The sequence below is a fragment of the Pseudomonas sp. NY15374 genome, from assembly GCF_048068255.1.
GTDB lineage: Bacteria > Pseudomonadota > Gammaproteobacteria > Pseudomonadales > Pseudomonadaceae > Aquipseudomonas > Aquipseudomonas machongensis.
On sequence record NZ_JBLUPZ010000001.1, the window covers coordinates 392,536 to 407,732 of the forward strand.

The window sequence follows — 15,197 nt, forward strand, 5'->3', positions numbered from 1 at the left end:
TTTGCCCTCCAAGACAGGCACGCCGGTCAATGACGCTCGACCCCCCAACCCTCCTGGCCCTGACCGTCGCCCTTGCGGCAGCAGCTGCGCTATACCTGGCGATCGAATGGCGCAGTGTGCGCGAGTCGTCGTTGCTCTACTGGAGTGCCGGTTTCGCCACCATCACCGTTGGTTCTACCCTCGCGCTGCTGCGCATGAACGGTTTTCTGCTGATTGGTATCTGGTTCGCCAATGGGATGCTGGTGTTCGCGCATTTCTGCTTCCTGCTGGGCGTTGCCCGTTTCACCGAGGTGCGATTGTCACGGGGCTGGCTGCTGGTCGTGCTGCTGTGGGTGAGCCTGCTGCTGCTGCCGGAAGGGCCGTCGTGGTCGAAGATCATGCTGGTGGTCAATTCGCTGCTGGTGGCCCTGGTGTCGCTACGTGCCAGTTTCCTGCTGCGTCCGCACGGTGTGTCGCTGAGTGTGGGGGCGGTGCAACTGCGCTACGTGATGCTGATCCACGGGCTGTTCTACGTGATCAAGGCCCTGACCGTGGTGATTCCGGGAACCTTGATCGACCTCGCGGCTTTTCGCGGTGAAATCATCCAGATTTCGCTGATCGAAGGGGCGATGGCGATCATGCTGATCGCCCTGTCGATGACCGGCACCGAGCGCTACCGGCGTGAGGAGCGCATCGCGCTTCTGGCCGCGCGTGATCCGCTCACGGCGCTGTTCAACCGCCGCGCCCTGGAAGTGCGTGCGCCGGTGTTGCTACGGGCGACAAGCCACGAGCGCCCTGGCGCCGTGCTGTTGATCGATATCGATAACTTCAAGCTGGTCAACGACCTTTACGGCCATACCGCAGGTGACCGGCTGCTGGTGGCACTGAGCGAAACCATTCGTGGCCTGCTGCCGGCCAATGCCCTGGCAGCGCGACTGGGGGGTGATGAGTTCGTCATTCTGCTGGGTAATGCGCGCCGCGACGAAGTCGAGGTGCTGGGCACGATACTTCGTGAGCGCTTCCAGGACATCGCCGCACAATCCTTCGTCACCCCGATGGCGGTGACCCTGAGCATCGGTGCCAACCTGTTCGATCAGCCGCCGGCCAGCCTCACGGCGCTGATCGAGCAGAGCGATGCCGCGCTGTATCAGTCCAAGCGCAGTGGACGCGACAGCATGCGCCTGGTGGACCTGACCTTGACGGGCGATTGAGCCGGCATCGGGTTTTCACTTGTTGTTGATGCATTCGGACTGCACCGAATAACGCACGGTGCGCAGGGTGCCCTGGCTGTCCTCGAAGGTCATCAGGCGCGGTACCACCTCGCACGTGCGCGGGTCGCCCGACTGGCGCACCAGCCGCGCCACATCCAGTGGCATGCCATAGCGGTAGTCGACGATCTCCGGCATGGGCTTGTCGCGCTTGATGGCGTAGGCGGCCACGGCTTGCTGGTGGACCTGCAGCAACTGCTCGCTGCGTTGACCGGAAAGGCCGGTGGCCTGGACGCCGAAGGCCAGCAGGAGCAGGGCGATCGCTGTGCTCAGTCGTTTCATGGGGTGTCTCCGGAAGGGCTGTGGTTTCCGGATCACGCTAGCGAGCAGCAGCCAACACGGGCATGACGACAGCCTTACAGTTGTGAAAGGTCCGCACGCATGACGCCATTGTAATGTGCCGATCACCTTCCCGTTATCCACCTGCGGCGAGCATCGATGCTGGCCGCGAACGCACCTGCGAAACGGCCTGACAAGAACAACAGCCGTTATCGAAGGAGCATCGCATGAGATATCGTCCGGGACTTTCCCTGGCCGCGCTGGTGGCGCTGGCCGGTCCTTCGGCGTGGGCCGAGGACGCTACGAAAGAAGGGTTCATAGAGGGCAGCCGCCTGAGCGTGCTGAACCGCAACTACTACTTCAACCGTGACAACCGCGACGCGGTGGCACCGACCTATGACAGAGCCAAGGCGCCCGACAATGGCTATTCCGAAGCCTGGGCGCATGCTGTCATCACCCGCTTCGAGTCCGGCTTTACCCAGGGCACCGTGGGGGTAGGGATCGATGCCTTTGCCATGCTCGGGCTCAAGCTCGACACTGGAGGTGGGCGCAACGGTGGACGCAGCTCGTTCGATGTACTGCCGGTGGATCGCGACGGCCAGGCGCGTGACGAATACAGCAAGCTTGGCGGCGCGGCCAAAGTGCGGGTGTTCGACACGGTGCTGCGGGTAGGCGATGTGTTTCCGGCCAACCCGGTGGTCGCGGCGGGCGATTCACGCCTGCTGCCGGAGAGCTTTCGCGGCGTGACCGTCGAGAACACCAGCCTGGCGGGCCTGAACTTGCAGGCCGGGCGCCTGCATGCGATGAGCCAGCCGATGTCCAGCGACATGCGCGAGTCTTTCGCGACCTTCTATGGCGGGCCGGTGGACTCGCCATGGATCGCCTATGGCGGCGGCGACTATGCCATCAACGAACATGTCAGCGTCAGTCTGTTCGGCAGTCGCCTGAAGGATGTGTGGAACCAGTACTACGCCGGTACCAGCGTTACCTGGCCATTGAGCGAAGAGCTGGCGTTGATCGGTGGCTTCAACGTCTACAACGCCAAGGACGAAGGGCGTAAACGCCTGGGCACCTTCGACAACGACATCTGGAGCGCCAAGCTCGGTGTGCGTTACGGCGCCCATACCGTCGCCTTGACCCACCAACGCAACAATGGCGACGACGATTTCGATTACCTGCGCCAGTCCGACTCGATCTTTCTTGACAACTCCATCCAGTACAGCGACTTCAACTCGCCCAAGGAGCGCTCGTGGATGCTGCGCTATGACCTGAACATGGCCGGGTATGGCGTCCCCGGGCTGTCGTTCATGACCCGTTACGGACGCGGCAGTGACGCCGATTACTCGAACGCCAACGCCTACTACATGCGTCGCGATGGCAATGGCGATCCGCTGACCGACCAGAAGCGCTGGGAGCGCGACATCGAGGTCAAGTACGTAGTGCAGACCGGCGCGGCCAAGGACCTTTCGCTGCGCGTACGCCAGGCGACCACCCGGGCGACGGCGTTCGAGTCCGACCTGGATGAGGTGCGGGTGATCGTCGAGTATCCGTTGTCGATCCTTTGAGCTTGAGCCCATTCACCTTCAGAAGCCTTGCGCTCCTTTGGTTGCAGGTGAATGTCTTGGCGCCTCGATTGAGGCGCCTTTTTTGTGGCTGCCATTTGGCAGCGCACATCACCCCTTGTCGGAGGACGGCAGGATGCGGTTGATGACCGTGCTGCCGTTGTCGTTGCGGGTCAGGTAGATCGGCAGGACCTTGGGCAGGTTGTTCACCAGGCGGTTGACGTCGCGGGTGTCGTAGATGCCGCTGATGCGGATGTTGCCGACAGCGCTGTCGGCCAGCAACAGGGGTTTGTCCAGGTAGCGGTTGATCACCGGCAATGCCTGGGACAGGCTGAGGTTGTCGAGTACCAGGCGACCGCTGCGCCAGGCCAGGCTATTGGCATAGTCGTCGCTCTGGGCCAGTTGCGGTTCGAAGTCACCGATGCTGTAGCTGGCCTGCATGCCGGGGCCGAGGCGGTAGCCGCCTTCGCCACTGTTGCTGGAAACCAGCACTGAGCCTTCCACCAGGGTCACCTTGACCTGATCTTCGTACTTCCACACGTTGAACTGCGTGCCGGTGACCCGCGTCTGGCCGTGACCGGCGCGCACGATGAAAGGGTGCTCGCTGTCGTGGGTAACCTTGAAGAAGGCTTCGCCCTTGATCAGGTCGACCTGGCGCCGGTCCTTGTAGTTGAGGTAGCGCAGCTCGCTGTTCAAGTTGAGCTCGACCTGGCTGCCGTCGTGCAGTTGCACCGTACGCACCTGCTGGTCGCTGTCGAAGTGCTGGTAGCGATTGGGCAACCAGCCTTGCTCCCAGCCAACCCAGCCGGCCAGGGGCAGGGCGAGCAGGGTGATCACCGCGGCTGAGGCCAGTCGTCGCCAGTTGCGCTGGTGGGACCTGGCCACAGGCAGTTCGGTCACGTGGGTGACACGCGGCAGCATGTCGGCGGTATGCCAGATCTCCTGCATCGCCTGGTATTCCTCGGCATGCCGGGTGTCGGCGGCCAGCCACTGGGCAAACGCCTCACGCTCGGCGGCCGAGCAGTCCTCGGCGTGCACGCGCATGCACCAGTGCGCAGCGGCATCGGTGATGGCATCGTCGTCGAGGGGGGTGAGGCGGTCTTGGTTCATTGCGGCTCCCGGTTTTGCGCATTCTACCTGCCAGAAGGGCCCTGCGAGAACCAAGATAATGGCGAATGACTATCAGTTGCGATTTTTTTGTCGGTTTTCCGGCGCAGAGGCATGGGGGCACCAAGAGGACTGAGGGAACAACGACTTAGATAGCCTGCTAATAAAAGCTTTGACATTAACTGCCTAGGCAGTAATATTTTCTAACATCTTTTCTGAGCGATGCCGATGGCCCATTTCACCCCGGAAAACTTCCAGACCTGCGCCATTGGCATGTTGCTCGGCCGCGCCTCGTTATTGAAGGACCGCATTCTCGACTGGCACCTGGAAGCTGATGGCGTTACCGCTGCGCAGTTCAAGGTGCTGATCATCGTGACCCAGTACCAGGTAGATACCCCGGCCGAACTGTGCCGCTGCCTGGGGCTGGACAGCGGTTCGATGACGCGCATGCTCGATCGCCTCGAGCAGAAGGGCCTGATCCTGCGCAACCGCTGCCCCGACGACCGTCGTCAGGTGCGGCTGGCGCTGACCGACGACGGTCAACGTCTGGCTGACCGTCTGCCGGAGATCGGGGCAATGGCGATGAACGAGCTGGTCGGTTCGCTCGAACCCGACGAGCTCAAAATCCTCGAGACGCTGCTGGCAAAGATTCTCTTGGCCGCCAGCGACCCGTTGACGATTGCCCGTTTCGGCGATCGCACCCCTGATCCGACTTGATTCAAAGGTACTTCTCATGGCCACACCCTCGGATGCACCCACTCCCGCCGAAGTGCCCGACGCCACGCGCAAGCGCAAGACCTGGCTGCTGGCCCTGCTGCTGGTATTGATATTGGCCGGCGCCGCCGGCTGGGCCTGGTACAGCTTGGTCGGGCGCTGGCACGAAAGCACCGACGATGCCTACGTCAACGGTAATGTGGTGGAGATCACCCCACTGGTGACGGGTACCGTCACCAGCATCGGCGCCGACGATGGCGACCTGGTGCATGCCGGCCAGGTGCTGTTGCGCTTTGACCCCAGTGACAGCGAGGTCGCGCTGCAGGCCAGCGAGGCCAAGCTGGCGCGCACGGTGCGCCAGGTGCGCGGCTTGTACAGTAACGTCGATGCACTCAAGGCCCAGGTACAGACGCGCCAGGCCGAACTGAAGAAGGCTCGCGAGAACTACGCCCGGCGCAAGGTCCTGGCTGACAGCGGGGCGATCGCCGCTGAAGAGCTGTCGCACTCACGCGACGACCTGACCGCCGCGCAGAGCGCCCTGGACAACGCCCGCCAGCAACTCAACACCAGCACTGCGCTGATCGACGACACCGTGGTGTCGTCGCACCCGGACGTGATGGCCGCGGCCTCCGACCTGCGTCAGGCTTACCTGGACAACGCTCGCACGACGTTGGTGGCGCCGGTGACCGGCTACGTCGCCAAGCGCACCGTGCAATTGGGGCAACGCCTGCAGCCGGGCACCGCGACCATGGCGGTGATTCCCCTCGACCAGGTATGGATCGACGCCAACTTCAAGGAAACCCAACTGCGTGACATGCGTATCGGTCAGCCAGTGGAGATCACCGCCGACCTGTACGGTAGCGAAGTCAAGTACAGCGGGACGGTCGACAGCCTGGGCGCCGGCACTGGCAGTGCCTTCGCCCTGCTGCCCGCGCAGAACGCCACGGGCAACTGGATCAAGATCGTCCAGCGTGTGCCGGTGCGGGTGCACCTGAACCCCGAGCAGCTCAAGGACCATCCGCTGCGCATCGGCCTGTCCACCGTGGTCGAGGTCGACCTGCACGACCAGAGTGGCCCGGCGCTGGCCCAACAGCCGCCGCAACAGGCCAGCTATACCACCCAGGTGTATGACCGTCAGTTGGCCGAGGCCGATCGTCTGATCGCCCAGCTGATCCATGACAACAGCGCCGCCAGTGGCAAGACGGCGCAGCGATGAGCAACGGCGCATCCGCCCAGTTCACCCCGCCGAGCCTGCTGCTGACCACCATTGGGTTGTCGCTGGCGACCTTCATGCAGGTGCTCGACACCACCATCGCCAACGTGGCGTTGCCAACCATTTCCGGCAATCTGGGGGTGAGCTACGAGCAGGGCACCTGGGTCATCACCTCCTTTGCGGTAAGCAATGCCATTGCCCTGCCGCTGACGGGGTGGCTGAGCCGCCGCTTTGGCGAGGTGAAACTGTTCATCTGGGCCACCTTGCTGTTCGTGCTGGCGTCGTTCCTCTGTGGTATTGCCCAGTCGATGCCCGAGCTCGTGGGCTTTCGCGTGCTCCAGGGCGTGGTCGCAGGCCCCTTGTATCCGATGACCCAGACCTTGCTGATTGCGGTCTACCCTCCCGCCAAACGGGGGATGGCTCTTGCGTTGCTGGCAATGGTGACGGTGGTGGCCCCGATTGCCGGGCCCATCCTCGGCGGCTGGATCACCGACAGCTATAGCTGGCCGTGGATTTTCTTCATCAACGTACCGATCGGTCTGTTCGCTGCCGCCGTTGTGCGCCAGCAGATGCGCACACGTCCGGTCACCACCAGTCGCCAGCCGATGGATTACATCGGCCTGCTGACGCTGATCGTCGGTGTCGGCGCCTTGCAGGTGGTGCTCGACAAGGGTAACGACCTGGATTGGTTCGAGTCCTCGTTCATCGTGGTGGGTAGCCTGATTTCCGCGGTCTTCCTGGCCATCTTCGTGATCTGGGAACTCACCGATCGGCACCCGGTGGTGAACCTGCGGCTGTTCGTGCACCGCAATTTCCGCATCGGCACCCTGGTGTTGGTGGGCGGGTATGCGGGCTTCTTTGGCATCAACCTGATCCTGCCCCAGTGGCTGCAGACGCAGATGGGCTACACGGCGACCTGGGCGGGGCTTGCGGTAGCGCCGATCGGCCTGCTGCCGGTGATCATGTCGCCCTTCGTTGGCAAGTATGCGCATCGCTTCGACCTGCGCCTGCTGGCAGGGATCGCCTTCCTGGCCATTGGCGCAAGCTGCTACATGCGTGCGGGTTTCACCAGCGAGGTCGACTTCCTGCACATCGCCCTGGTGCAACTGTTCATGGGGATCGGAGTCGCGCTGTTCTTCATGCCGACCCTGACCATCCTGCTTTCGGACCTGCCGCCGCATCAGATTGCCGACGGCTCTGGGCTGGCCACGTTCCTGCGTACACTCGGCGGCAGTTTCGCCGCCTCGCTGACCACCTGGATCTGGATCCGCCGGGCCGACCAGCACCATGCCTACCTGAGCGAGCACATCAGTCAGTACGACCCGGCAACGCGTCACACCCTCGAGCAACTCGGCGGGGCGAGTCCGCAGAGCTATGCGCAGCTTGAGCAGATCGTCAACAGCCAGGCTTACATGATGTCGACGGTGGACTACTTCACCTTGCTGACCTGGGTGTTTGGCGCCTTGATCCTGCTGGTGTGGCTCGCTCGTCCGCCCTTCACGGCCAAAGCCGGACCCGCTTCGGCGGGGCACTGAGGTGTACTTGCGGCACGGCTGCGTGCAGCCGTTGCCGCGATCGGGGCTTTTCCCCTAACCTTGCAGGTCTATTCCTTCGACAGTGGCAGTTTCATGGACAAGGTCATTCTCATCACTGGTGCCAGCCGCGGTATCGGTGCCGCGACCGCGCGGTTGGCGGCGCAACAGGGCTACCGCATCTGCATCAATTATCACGCCGACGATCACGCTGCCGAACGCATCCTGGCTGAGGTTCGGGGGCTGGGCGCCCAGGCCATCGCCGTGCGGGCCGATGCCAGCGTCGAGGATGAAGTGATCCAGGTGTTCCAGCGGATCGACCAGGAGCTGGGCCCCGTCACCGCACTGGTCAATAATGCCGGGACCATCGCGACTCAGAGCCGGGTCGACGAGATGTCCGAATTCCGCCTGCTCAAGCTGATGAAAACCAACGTGGTCGGCCCGATGCTCTGTGCCAAACATGCCTTGCTGCGCATGTCGCGGCGCCATGGCGGGCAGGGTGGTGCGATCGTCAACGTGTCGTCGGTGGCCGCACGCCTGGGCTCGCCCAACGAGTACGTCGACTATGCCGCTTCCAAGGGCGCGTTGGACACCTTCACCCTTGGGCTTGCCAAGGAAGTGGCGGGCGAGGGTGTGCGGGTCAACGGCGTGCGTCCCGGTTATATCCATACCGACTTTCACGCCCTGAGCGGTGATGCCCAGCGCGTCACCAAGCTCGAATCTGGCCTGCCCATGGGCCGCGGTGGGCAACCGGAGGAAGTGGCCGAGGCGATCCTCTGGTTGTTGTCGGAGAAAGCATCCTATTCCACCGGCAGCTTCATCGATCTGGGAGGCGGGCGCTGAGCTTCAGCCCAGGATGTGTGTCACCCGTTCGAGCAGTGCTTTGAGCTCGAACGGGCTGGAAATGATTTCGATATTTGTTGGCAACCCGTCGTGGTCTGCCAGCGTCTGGGTGGCGTAGCCGGTGATGAGCAAGGCTGTGCAGCCAGGTGTCAGGGCCGCATTCATTTCGATCAGTTGCCGACCCTTGGGGCTGTCGGACAAGGCGATGTTGCCGACCAGCAGGTCCGGGCGCAGCCCCTTGCGCAGGGCGGCAAGCGCCCGGTCGATGCTGGCGAAGGCATGCACGTCGTAGCCCGCCTCGCTCAGCAGCTCGCTGATGACCAGCTTCATCGCCGCCTGGTCCTCGATCAGCAGGATTGACCGCGCAGGGGGCGGGGCCGGCAGGCTCTGCGGTTCGGGGGGCGGGAGGTTTTCGGCCCTGGGCAAATAAAGGTGAACGCAGGTGCCGTTGCCCGGAATCGAGTCGAGGTGCATTTGCCCCCCAGACTGCTGCACGAAGCCGTACACCATGGACAACCCCAAGCCAGTGCCCTGCCCGAGCGGCTTGGTGGTGTAGAACGGTTCGAAGGCTCGTTGCGCCACCTCCGCTGGCATGCCTTGGCCGTTGTCCTCGACTCGCAAGTGCAGGTATTGGCCCGGGGCGAGCCGCAGACGTTGGGCTTGCGCCGGGGTCATTTCCAGGTTTTCGCAATGAATCACCAAGGTGCCACCGTCGGGCATGGCATCGCGGGCATTGATGCACAGGTTGAGCAGCGCGCTTTCCAGTTGCGAGGGGTCGATGCAGGTTGGCCACAGCTGTGAAGCTGTGCGATCGATGAGCTCGATGTCCGAGCGCAGCGAGCTCTGCAGCAGCGCAAGCATGTCGCCGACCAGTTGCTGGATGTCGGTGGCGCGGGGCAGCAATGTCTGTCTGCGCGAGAAGGCCAGCAGGCGCTGCACCAGTGACGCGGCCTTGGACGCGTTTTGCTCGATGATGCCGAACAGCCGGCTCATCTCATCGTTCTGCGGCCCGCACAGGCGTGGCTTGGCAAGCTCCAGCGCACCGAAGATGCCACCGAGCAGGTTATTGAAGTCGTGGGCGATGCCGCCGGTGAGTTGGCCGACCGCTTCCATTTTCTGCGCCTGGCGCAGTGCCTGCTCGGCTTCGCGCAGGCGCTCCTGCTCAAGGGTGCGCTCGGTGATGTCGTAGGCGAACAGACAGGCGCTGAAAGGCGGGCGTTCGTCGCTGTGCAGCGGGGTGATCCGCAGCTCGTAGTGGCGCCGATAGGGCGGCCCGTCGAAGGCGACGCTTTCGATCACCGTTTCACCCGCCAGCGCTCGGTTGACCAGTGGTAGCAGGCATTGGAGCGGCTGTGGCAGGCCGGCAAGCGCTTCGTCCAGGCGATCGCCGACTCTGAGGCAAAAACCGTGCAGGCGTTGGAATGTCTGCCGGCCGGTGCGGTTGATCGCTTGCAGGCGCAGGTCCGGGGCGATGACGAAGACATTGGCCAGGCTGTGATCGACCAGCTCGATGAACAGCCGGCGTTCGGCCAGGGTCTGGTCGAAGCGCTGCTCGAGTTGCTCGTGCACTCGGCGCAACAGGACGTTGTCCAAGGGTGGTACGTCGGCTTGCTGCGCCAGCCGGTTTTCCAGCTCGCCGTTGCGCTGCTGCAAGGCCAGGATCTGTTGGCGCAGTTGAGTGGGGTCGTCCATCGGGTGCTCGTCCATGTGCAGGTAGCCTCACTATAGCGGCTGATCCTTCAGAATGAGCGCACGATACGCCCCAGTGTCTCCATCGCAGTCTCCGTGGCGTCGTTCCACGGGCTGCCGTAGTTCAGCCTGATGCAGTTGCCGAAGCGCCGGGTCGGCGAGAAGATCGGCCCCGGTGCGATGCTGATGCCTTGCGCCAGGGCCATGTGGAACAGCTTGAGCGCGTCCATCTGCTCGGGCAGTTCCAGCCACAGGAAGTAGCCGCCGGCGGGCTGGCTTACCCGTGTCTGCGCCGGGAAATGGCGGGCAATGGCGGCGAGCATGTTGGCCTGCTGGCCTTCCAGGGCGTAGCGCAACTTGCGCAGGTGGCGGTCGTAACCGCCATGTTGCAGGTAGTCGGCGATGGCGGCCTGGGCCGGCATCGAGGCGCACAGCGAGGTCATTAGCTTGAGCCGCTCGATCTTCTGAGCGAAACGGCCGGCGGCGACCCAGCCCACCCGGTAGCCTGGGGCGAGGCTCTTGGAGAACGAGCCGCAGTGCATGACCAGGCCGTCGCGGTCGAAGGCCTTGGCCGGCTTGGGCGCTTGCTGGGCGTAGTAGAGCTCGGCGTAGACGTCGTCCTCGATCAGCGGCACCTGGTGGCGGTGCAGGAGTTCGACCAGTGCCTGCTTTTTCGCCTCGGGCATGCTCGCGCCGACCGGGTTCTGGAAGTTGGTCATCGACCATACGGCCTTGACCGGGTGTTTCTCCAGGGTTTGTGCCAGTACACCCAAGTCCATGCCTTCACGTGGGTGCACGGGAATTTCCACGGCCTTGAGCTTCAGTCGTTCGAGCACCTGCAGGCACACGTAGAAGGCTGGGGCTTCGATGGCAACCAGATCTCCAGGCTCTGTGACTGCCTGCAGGCACAGGTTGAGGGCTTCCAGCGCGCCATTGGTGATCAGCAGCTCTTCCATCGGCAGCATCAGGCCGGCGACCATGTAGCGCAGGGCGATCTGGCGGCGCAACTGCGGGTTGCCCGGTGACAGGTCGGTGACCACCACGCGTGGGTCCATGGCGCGGCTGGCGCTGGCCAGCGAGCGGGCCAGGCGCTGCAGCGGGAACAGGGTGGGGCTGGGGAAGGCCGAGCCGAAGGGGACGGTGTGAGGGTCCTTGATCGAATCAAGGATGGAAAATACCAGGGCACTGACATCGACATCGGTGGATTCGCTGACCGGTGCCTGTGCCTGGGGTTCGCTGAACTGGCGAGGTGCGTGGGTATTGACGAAGTAGCCCGAACGCGGCCGGGCACGAATCAGCCCGCGGCGCTCGAGCAGGTAATAGGCCTGGAACACCGTGGAGGGGCTGACCCCATGGGTCTGGCTGGCGTAGCGTACCGAGGGCACACGCTGTCCGGGGCCAAGCACCCCGGAGCGGATCAGTTCGGCGATATCGTCGGCGAATCGTTCGTAGCGTTTCATCGTTGTGTTATTCGGCCTGGCAGGCAAGGTTCAAGGCAGTGTAAGGGATCAGCGGTTGAGCGGCGCAACGAAACGGCTGCGTGCACGGCTGTGCACCTGCGGCTGGTCGCTGTCCTGTACTTCGAATGTGAGGTCTACCGAACTGCTCGTGGGGCGGTCGGCGAGCATCGCCACCGATACCGGCAGTTCGCTCATTTCTCCGGCAGGAATGAATATCGCTTGCTTGCCGTGCAGCACGAAGCCTTCGGCGTCGACCAGACGTAGTCGATAGTGCTGGGGATGCTGGGTCTTGTTGATGATCTTGAGCAGGTAGATATTCTCGATCTGGCCCTGGGCATTCTCACGGAACAGGCCGCGGTCCTTGATGACGTCCAGCGACACCATCGGGCGCATCTGCAAGGCCATCACCAGGGCACCGATCATGACCAGCAGGGCCGTGGCGTAACCCAGCAGGCGCGGTCTCAGCCAGTGGGTGCGGCCGCCTTGGAGGTTGTGTTCGGACTTGTAGCCGATCAGGCCGCGGGGGTAGCCCATCTTGTCCATGACCCCGTCGCAGGCGTCGATGCACGCAGCGCAACCGATACAGGCCATCTGCAGGCCGTCGCGGATGTCGATGCCGGTGGGGCAGACCTGCACGCACAGGGTGCAGTCGATGCAGTCGCCCAGATGCTGTGCCTGACGGTCGCTGCCTTTCTTGCGGGGGCCGCGGCTTTCACCGCGACCTGGATCGTAGGCCACGGCCAGGGTGTCCTTGTCGAACATCACGCTCTGAAAGCGCGCATAGGGGCACATGTGCATGCACACGGCTTCACGCAGCCAGCCGGCGTTCAGGTAGGTGGCGGCAGTGAAAAAGACCACCCAGAACAGCGCTACGCCGCCCAGCTGAAGGGTCAGCAGCTCGTGGGCCAGCGGGCGGATGGGGGTGAAGTAACCGACGAAGGTGAGGCCAGTGATCACCCCGATGGCTAGCCACAACCCATGCTTGAGGCTGCGGCGGGCGAACTTGCCGAGGCTCCAGGGCGCGGCGGCCAGGCGGATGCGCTGGTTGCGGTCGCCTTCGGTGACCTTCTCGCACCACATGAAAAGCCAGGTCCAGACGCTCTGCGGGCAGCTGTAGCCGCACCACACCCGCCCGGCGAAGACGGTGATGGCGAACAGGCCGAACGCGCAGATGATCAGCAGTGCCGAGAGCAGGATGAAATCCTGTGGCCAGAAGGTTGCGGCAAAGATGTGGAACTTGCTGTCGGCAAGGTCCCAGAGCACGGCCTGGCGACCGTTCCAGTTCAGCCAGGCCGTGCCGAAGAACAACACGAACAACAGGCCGGCGAAGCCGATCCGCAGGTTGCGGTACAGGCCTGTGAAGCTGCGGGTCTGGATGCGCCCGTCTGCGTGGCGCTTGGGGGTCTTGGCCGCAGGCTCGATCTGGATGATTCGGAAGGGGATTCTCTCGCTCATGGTGGTTCGCTCATCAGGCCTCGATCAGGCCCGGGCACTATGGCCCCCGATCTGTTTACAGCACAGGCTCAGGTAGAGCGATAAAAACCATATCAGATGAACGAGAAGTCCCTTGCAGGCCTCAGATTACCGAGCCTGGAGCACTGCTCTTGAGATGTCTGCGACTATCCACCGCACCGATCACGGTCAGGGCGTCGGCTTCGGCTTCGGTGATTGGTATACGTTCACCCGCCAGCACCGCGACCGACATGCGCAGCTGTTCATCGGTGAAGATCTCGATCTCCGGCCCCAGGCCTTCTATGCGCAGCTTGTCACCGATCAGTGTGCAGCGTTGGTTGCTTTCGTCGATTTCTACCGGCATGACGTTACCCTCCGCAGGTGGTTACGGGTGTGACCACGGCGAGCTTCGGGTTGCTGCATCGTTCTGCCGGGCGGATGCTGCCGCACTCCGGGCAAACGCAGCGGTCAATCTTTCAATAGGCCACGGCGCGCTGGTGTGGAGAAACCCATGGATTCCTGGTGGCAGAATGTTTGGCAAGCGATACGGGCAGAGTTCACCGACATCACCGATGAAGGCGAGGTGACGCGGATTCTCGTGCGTCTGCTGATGGCGGCGGTGCTTGGCGCGGTGTTGGGTTTCGAGCGCGAGCACAAGGGCAAGTCGGCCGGGGTGCGGACACACATGCTGGTGTCCATGGGTGCAGCCCTGTTCGTGCTGGCACCGAGCATGGCCGGTGCCGATGCACAGGCGCTGAGCCGGGTGATACAGGGGATCGTCGCCGGGATCGGTTTTCTCGGCGCGGGCACCATTCTCAAGGGCCATGGCCAGGACACCAATCACGTTAAAGGGCTGACGACGGCAGCCGGCCTGTGGATGACGGCGGCGATCGGCACGGCGGCGGGCATGGGGCGCGAGGCGACGGCGTTGGTCAGCACGGTGCTGGCCTTGCTGGTGTTGAGCAGCATGCCGGTGCTGGTGGAGAAGGTCGAGGGGGAGGGTGGTGAGGCGAAGAATGAGGAAAACACAAAGCACTGAGGGGAGCCGAAGCTCCCCTCAAAGCGTTGTTGCCTGCTCTTTTTATTATTGAAAACCGGCCTGTTGTTGTTTTTGTCAGCCTGTTTCGGTGTAACCGGGCCCCTATCCGGGGCCAAGAGCAAACGTATTTTTTTGAGCGCTGACCTGCCTTCATCATTGCTGATCCGATCCTGACAGTCGCTACCTCGAGGTAGTTTTGTTGTTCTGCGTCAGGTCGCGGGGACGAACCCCTGGAACGCGTGTCTACTCCAAAAAAATCTGCTTGCTGCGCCTCTGCCGTGTTGTTCTTGTTATGTCAGAGCCGGTGCATGTTGTTTTTATTGGGGTATCACGTTTTTTTATTTTTGTTGTGCCAGAGATAAAGCAGATGCCGTGCCAACTTTTCAATATCCATTAAAATCAATGACTTAGAGATTTTGGGCGATTTTTCACGACCTGAAAATCTCGCGAATTGTTTCCGTGTTACCCGATTTTTTGCTGGGTGGACGGGGCCGGGTAACACTTTTGACACAGTCGTGTGGTCGGACGCGGCTTACCCCTGTGCGAATGCCTTCAGGCGCTCGCCGTCCAGGCGATAACGTACCCATTCATCTTGCGCTTTTGCGCCCAGCGCCTGGTAAAAACCGATAGCCGGTTCATTCCAGTCCAGTACGCTCCATTCCAGGCGCCCGCAACCTCTGGCTACGGCCTCGCGCGCGATGTGCCGCAGTACCTGGCGACCAGCACCGCCGCCGCGTTGTTCGGGGGTGATGTATAGGTCTTCGAGGTAAATGCCGTTGCGGCCCAGCCAGGTTGAGTAGCTATAGAAGTACACGGCAAAGCCGATGGCCGTGCCGTCGCGCTCGCACATCAGACTGTGCACGGTGCTGCCTTCATCGAACAGGCTGTGCTCGATATCGGCGAGAGTCGCTACCACTTCGTGGCGGGCGCGCTCGTAGTCGGCAAGCTCGGTGATGAAGGCGAGGATCTGGGCGGCGTCGGCGCGACGGGCAGGGCGGATGGTCAGACTCATGAAGGCTTCCTTGTGGTTGGCGGGCACCATGGTAATGGGCCTGGGCCG

14 protein-coding genes are annotated in these 15,197 nt (G+C 62.9%); 7 read left to right on the forward strand and 7 right to left on the reverse strand.

Annotation, left to right across the window (positions count from 1 at the left end; genetic code table 11):
- The first annotated feature begins 29 nt into the window (after nt 1–29).
- A complete protein-coding gene (locus tag ACNFHO_RS02025; protein ID WP_054891547.1) occupies nt 30–1,190 on the forward strand; it encodes a GGDEF domain-containing protein in 1,161 nt (386 codons plus the stop codon).
- Nucleotides 1,191–1,205: 15 nt separating this feature from the next.
- Here the strand turns inward: ACNFHO_RS02025 and ACNFHO_RS02030 are convergent, their stop codons facing one another.
- On the reverse strand, nt 1,206–1,529 hold the full coding sequence (locus ACNFHO_RS02030; protein ID WP_063545244.1) for a DUF2790 domain-containing protein: 324 nt from the start codon (nt 1,527–1,529) through the stop codon (nt 1,206–1,208).
- A gap of 224 nt (nt 1,530–1,753) precedes the next feature.
- On the opposite strand from ACNFHO_RS02030, the gene ACNFHO_RS02035 reads away from it, so the two are divergent.
- On the forward strand, nt 1,754–3,091 hold the full coding sequence (locus ACNFHO_RS02035; protein ID WP_416764996.1) for an OprD family porin: 1,338 nt from the start codon (nt 1,754–1,756) through the stop codon (nt 3,089–3,091).
- A 108-nt stretch (nt 3,092–3,199) separates the two neighbouring features.
- Here ACNFHO_RS02035 and ACNFHO_RS02040 read toward each other — a convergent pair whose 3' ends face one another.
- Nucleotides 3,200–4,198 (reverse strand): FecR family protein, encoded by a 999-nt coding sequence (locus ACNFHO_RS02040; protein ID WP_416764998.1) that lies wholly within the window; start codon nt 4,196–4,198, stop codon nt 3,200–3,202.
- A gap of 225 nt (nt 4,199–4,423) precedes the next feature.
- On the opposite strand from ACNFHO_RS02040, the gene ACNFHO_RS02045 reads away from it, so the two are divergent.
- The 4 genes from ACNFHO_RS02045 (at nt 4,424) to ACNFHO_RS02060 (ending at nt 8,497) form a co-directional block, all read left to right on the forward strand.
- The gene (locus ACNFHO_RS02045) at nt 4,424–4,912 is read left to right on the forward strand and encodes a MarR family winged helix-turn-helix transcriptional regulator (protein ID WP_054925628.1); all 489 of its coding nucleotides are present in this window, start codon (nt 4,424–4,426) and stop codon (nt 4,910–4,912) included.
- Nucleotides 4,913–4,928: 16 nt separating this feature from the next.
- Nucleotides 4,929–6,125, forward strand: coding sequence for an HlyD family efflux transporter periplasmic adaptor subunit (locus ACNFHO_RS02050; protein WP_153772728.1), 1,197 nt, complete (start codon nt 4,929–4,931; stop codon nt 6,123–6,125).
- A complete protein-coding gene (locus ACNFHO_RS02055) occupies nt 6,122–7,657 on the forward strand; it encodes a DHA2 family efflux MFS transporter permease subunit (RefSeq protein ID WP_416765000.1) in 1,536 nt (511 codons plus the stop codon). Before ACNFHO_RS02050 ends, ACNFHO_RS02055 begins: the two co-directional genes overlap by 4 nt.
- Nucleotides 7,658–7,750: 93 nt before the next feature.
- The gene (locus tag ACNFHO_RS02060) at nt 7,751–8,497 is read left to right on the forward strand and encodes an SDR family oxidoreductase (RefSeq protein ID WP_416765002.1); all 747 of its coding nucleotides are present in this window, start codon (nt 7,751–7,753) and stop codon (nt 8,495–8,497) included.
- A gap of 3 nt (nt 8,498–8,500) precedes the next feature.
- Here ACNFHO_RS02060 and ACNFHO_RS02065 read toward each other — a convergent pair whose 3' ends face one another.
- The 4 genes from ACNFHO_RS02065 to ACNFHO_RS02080 all read right to left on the reverse strand — a co-directional run bounded on the left by ACNFHO_RS02065 (nt 8,501) and on the right by ACNFHO_RS02080 (nt 13,462).
- Nucleotides 8,501–10,189 (reverse strand): ATP-binding protein, encoded by a 1,689-nt coding sequence (locus tag ACNFHO_RS02065; RefSeq protein WP_416765003.1) that lies wholly within the window; start codon nt 10,187–10,189, stop codon nt 8,501–8,503.
- A gap of 47 nt (nt 10,190–10,236) precedes the next feature.
- Nucleotides 10,237–11,646: a GntR family transcriptional regulator MpaR gene (gene mapR, locus ACNFHO_RS02070; protein WP_054891539.1), complete on the reverse strand. Its 1,410-nt coding sequence runs from the start codon at nt 11,644–11,646 to the stop codon at nt 10,237–10,239.
- A 48-nt stretch (nt 11,647–11,694) separates the two neighbouring features.
- On the reverse strand, nt 11,695–13,101 hold the full coding sequence (ccoG, locus tag ACNFHO_RS02075) for a cytochrome c oxidase accessory protein CcoG (protein WP_054891538.1): 1,407 nt from the start codon (nt 13,099–13,101) through the stop codon (nt 11,695–11,697).
- A gap of 121 nt (nt 13,102–13,222) precedes the next feature.
- Nucleotides 13,223–13,462: a DUF3203 family protein gene (locus tag ACNFHO_RS02080; protein WP_054891537.1), complete on the reverse strand. Its 240-nt coding sequence runs from the start codon at nt 13,460–13,462 to the stop codon at nt 13,223–13,225.
- Between the two features lie 147 nt (nt 13,463–13,609).
- Here ACNFHO_RS02080 and ACNFHO_RS02085 point away from each other — a divergent pair, with 147 nt between their 5' ends.
- Nucleotides 13,610–14,137: an MgtC/SapB family protein gene (locus ACNFHO_RS02085; protein ID WP_054891536.1), complete on the forward strand. Its 528-nt coding sequence runs from the start codon at nt 13,610–13,612 to the stop codon at nt 14,135–14,137.
- A gap of 532 nt (nt 14,138–14,669) precedes the next feature.
- Here ACNFHO_RS02085 and ACNFHO_RS02090 read toward each other — a convergent pair.
- Nucleotides 14,670–15,149: a GNAT family N-acetyltransferase gene (locus ACNFHO_RS02090; protein WP_112899582.1), complete on the reverse strand. Its 480-nt coding sequence runs from the start codon at nt 15,147–15,149 to the stop codon at nt 14,670–14,672.
- Nucleotides 15,150–15,197: the final 48 nt, after the last annotated feature.

What these genes read in the sequence shown, in the direction of transcription:
- ACNFHO_RS02065 (WP_416765003.1), bottom strand. Translation starts at nt 10,189, where the DNA reads ATGGACGACCCCACTCAACTGCGCCAACAGATCCTGGCCTTGCAGCAG.
- ACNFHO_RS02080 (WP_054891537.1), bottom strand. Translation starts at nt 13,462, where the DNA reads ATGCCGGTAGAAATCGACGAAAGCAACCAACGCTGCACACTGATCGGT.
- ACNFHO_RS02060 (WP_416765002.1), top strand. Translation starts at nt 7,751, where the DNA reads ATGGACAAGGTCATTCTCATCACTGGTGCCAGCCGCGGTATCGGTGCC.
- ACNFHO_RS02030 (WP_063545244.1), bottom strand. Translation starts at nt 1,529, where the DNA reads ATGAAACGACTGAGCACAGCGATCGCCCTGCTCCTGCTGGCCTTCGGC.
- ACNFHO_RS02085 (WP_054891536.1), top strand. Translation starts at nt 13,610, where the DNA reads ATGGATTCCTGGTGGCAGAATGTTTGGCAAGCGATACGGGCAGAGTTC.
- ACNFHO_RS02040 (WP_416764998.1), bottom strand. Translation starts at nt 4,198, where the DNA reads ATGAACCAAGACCGCCTCACCCCCCTCGACGACGATGCCATCACCGAT.
- mapR (WP_054891539.1), bottom strand. Translation starts at nt 11,646, where the DNA reads ATGAAACGCTACGAACGATTCGCCGACGATATCGCCGAACTGATCCGC.
- ACNFHO_RS02090 (WP_112899582.1), bottom strand. Translation starts at nt 15,149, where the DNA reads ATGAGTCTGACCATCCGCCCTGCCCGTCGCGCCGACGCCGCCCAGATC.
- ACNFHO_RS02055 (WP_416765000.1), top strand. Translation starts at nt 6,122, where the DNA reads ATGAGCAACGGCGCATCCGCCCAGTTCACCCCGCCGAGCCTGCTGCTG.
- ACNFHO_RS02035 (WP_416764996.1), top strand. Translation starts at nt 1,754, where the DNA reads ATGAGATATCGTCCGGGACTTTCCCTGGCCGCGCTGGTGGCGCTGGCC.
- ACNFHO_RS02045 (WP_054925628.1), top strand. Translation starts at nt 4,424, where the DNA reads ATGGCCCATTTCACCCCGGAAAACTTCCAGACCTGCGCCATTGGCATG.
- ccoG (WP_054891538.1), bottom strand. Translation starts at nt 13,101, where the DNA reads ATGAGCGAGAGAATCCCCTTCCGAATCATCCAGATCGAGCCTGCGGCC.
- ACNFHO_RS02025 (WP_054891547.1), top strand. Translation starts at nt 30, where the DNA reads ATGACGCTCGACCCCCCAACCCTCCTGGCCCTGACCGTCGCCCTTGCG.
- ACNFHO_RS02050 (WP_153772728.1), top strand. Translation starts at nt 4,929, where the DNA reads ATGGCCACACCCTCGGATGCACCCACTCCCGCCGAAGTGCCCGACGCC.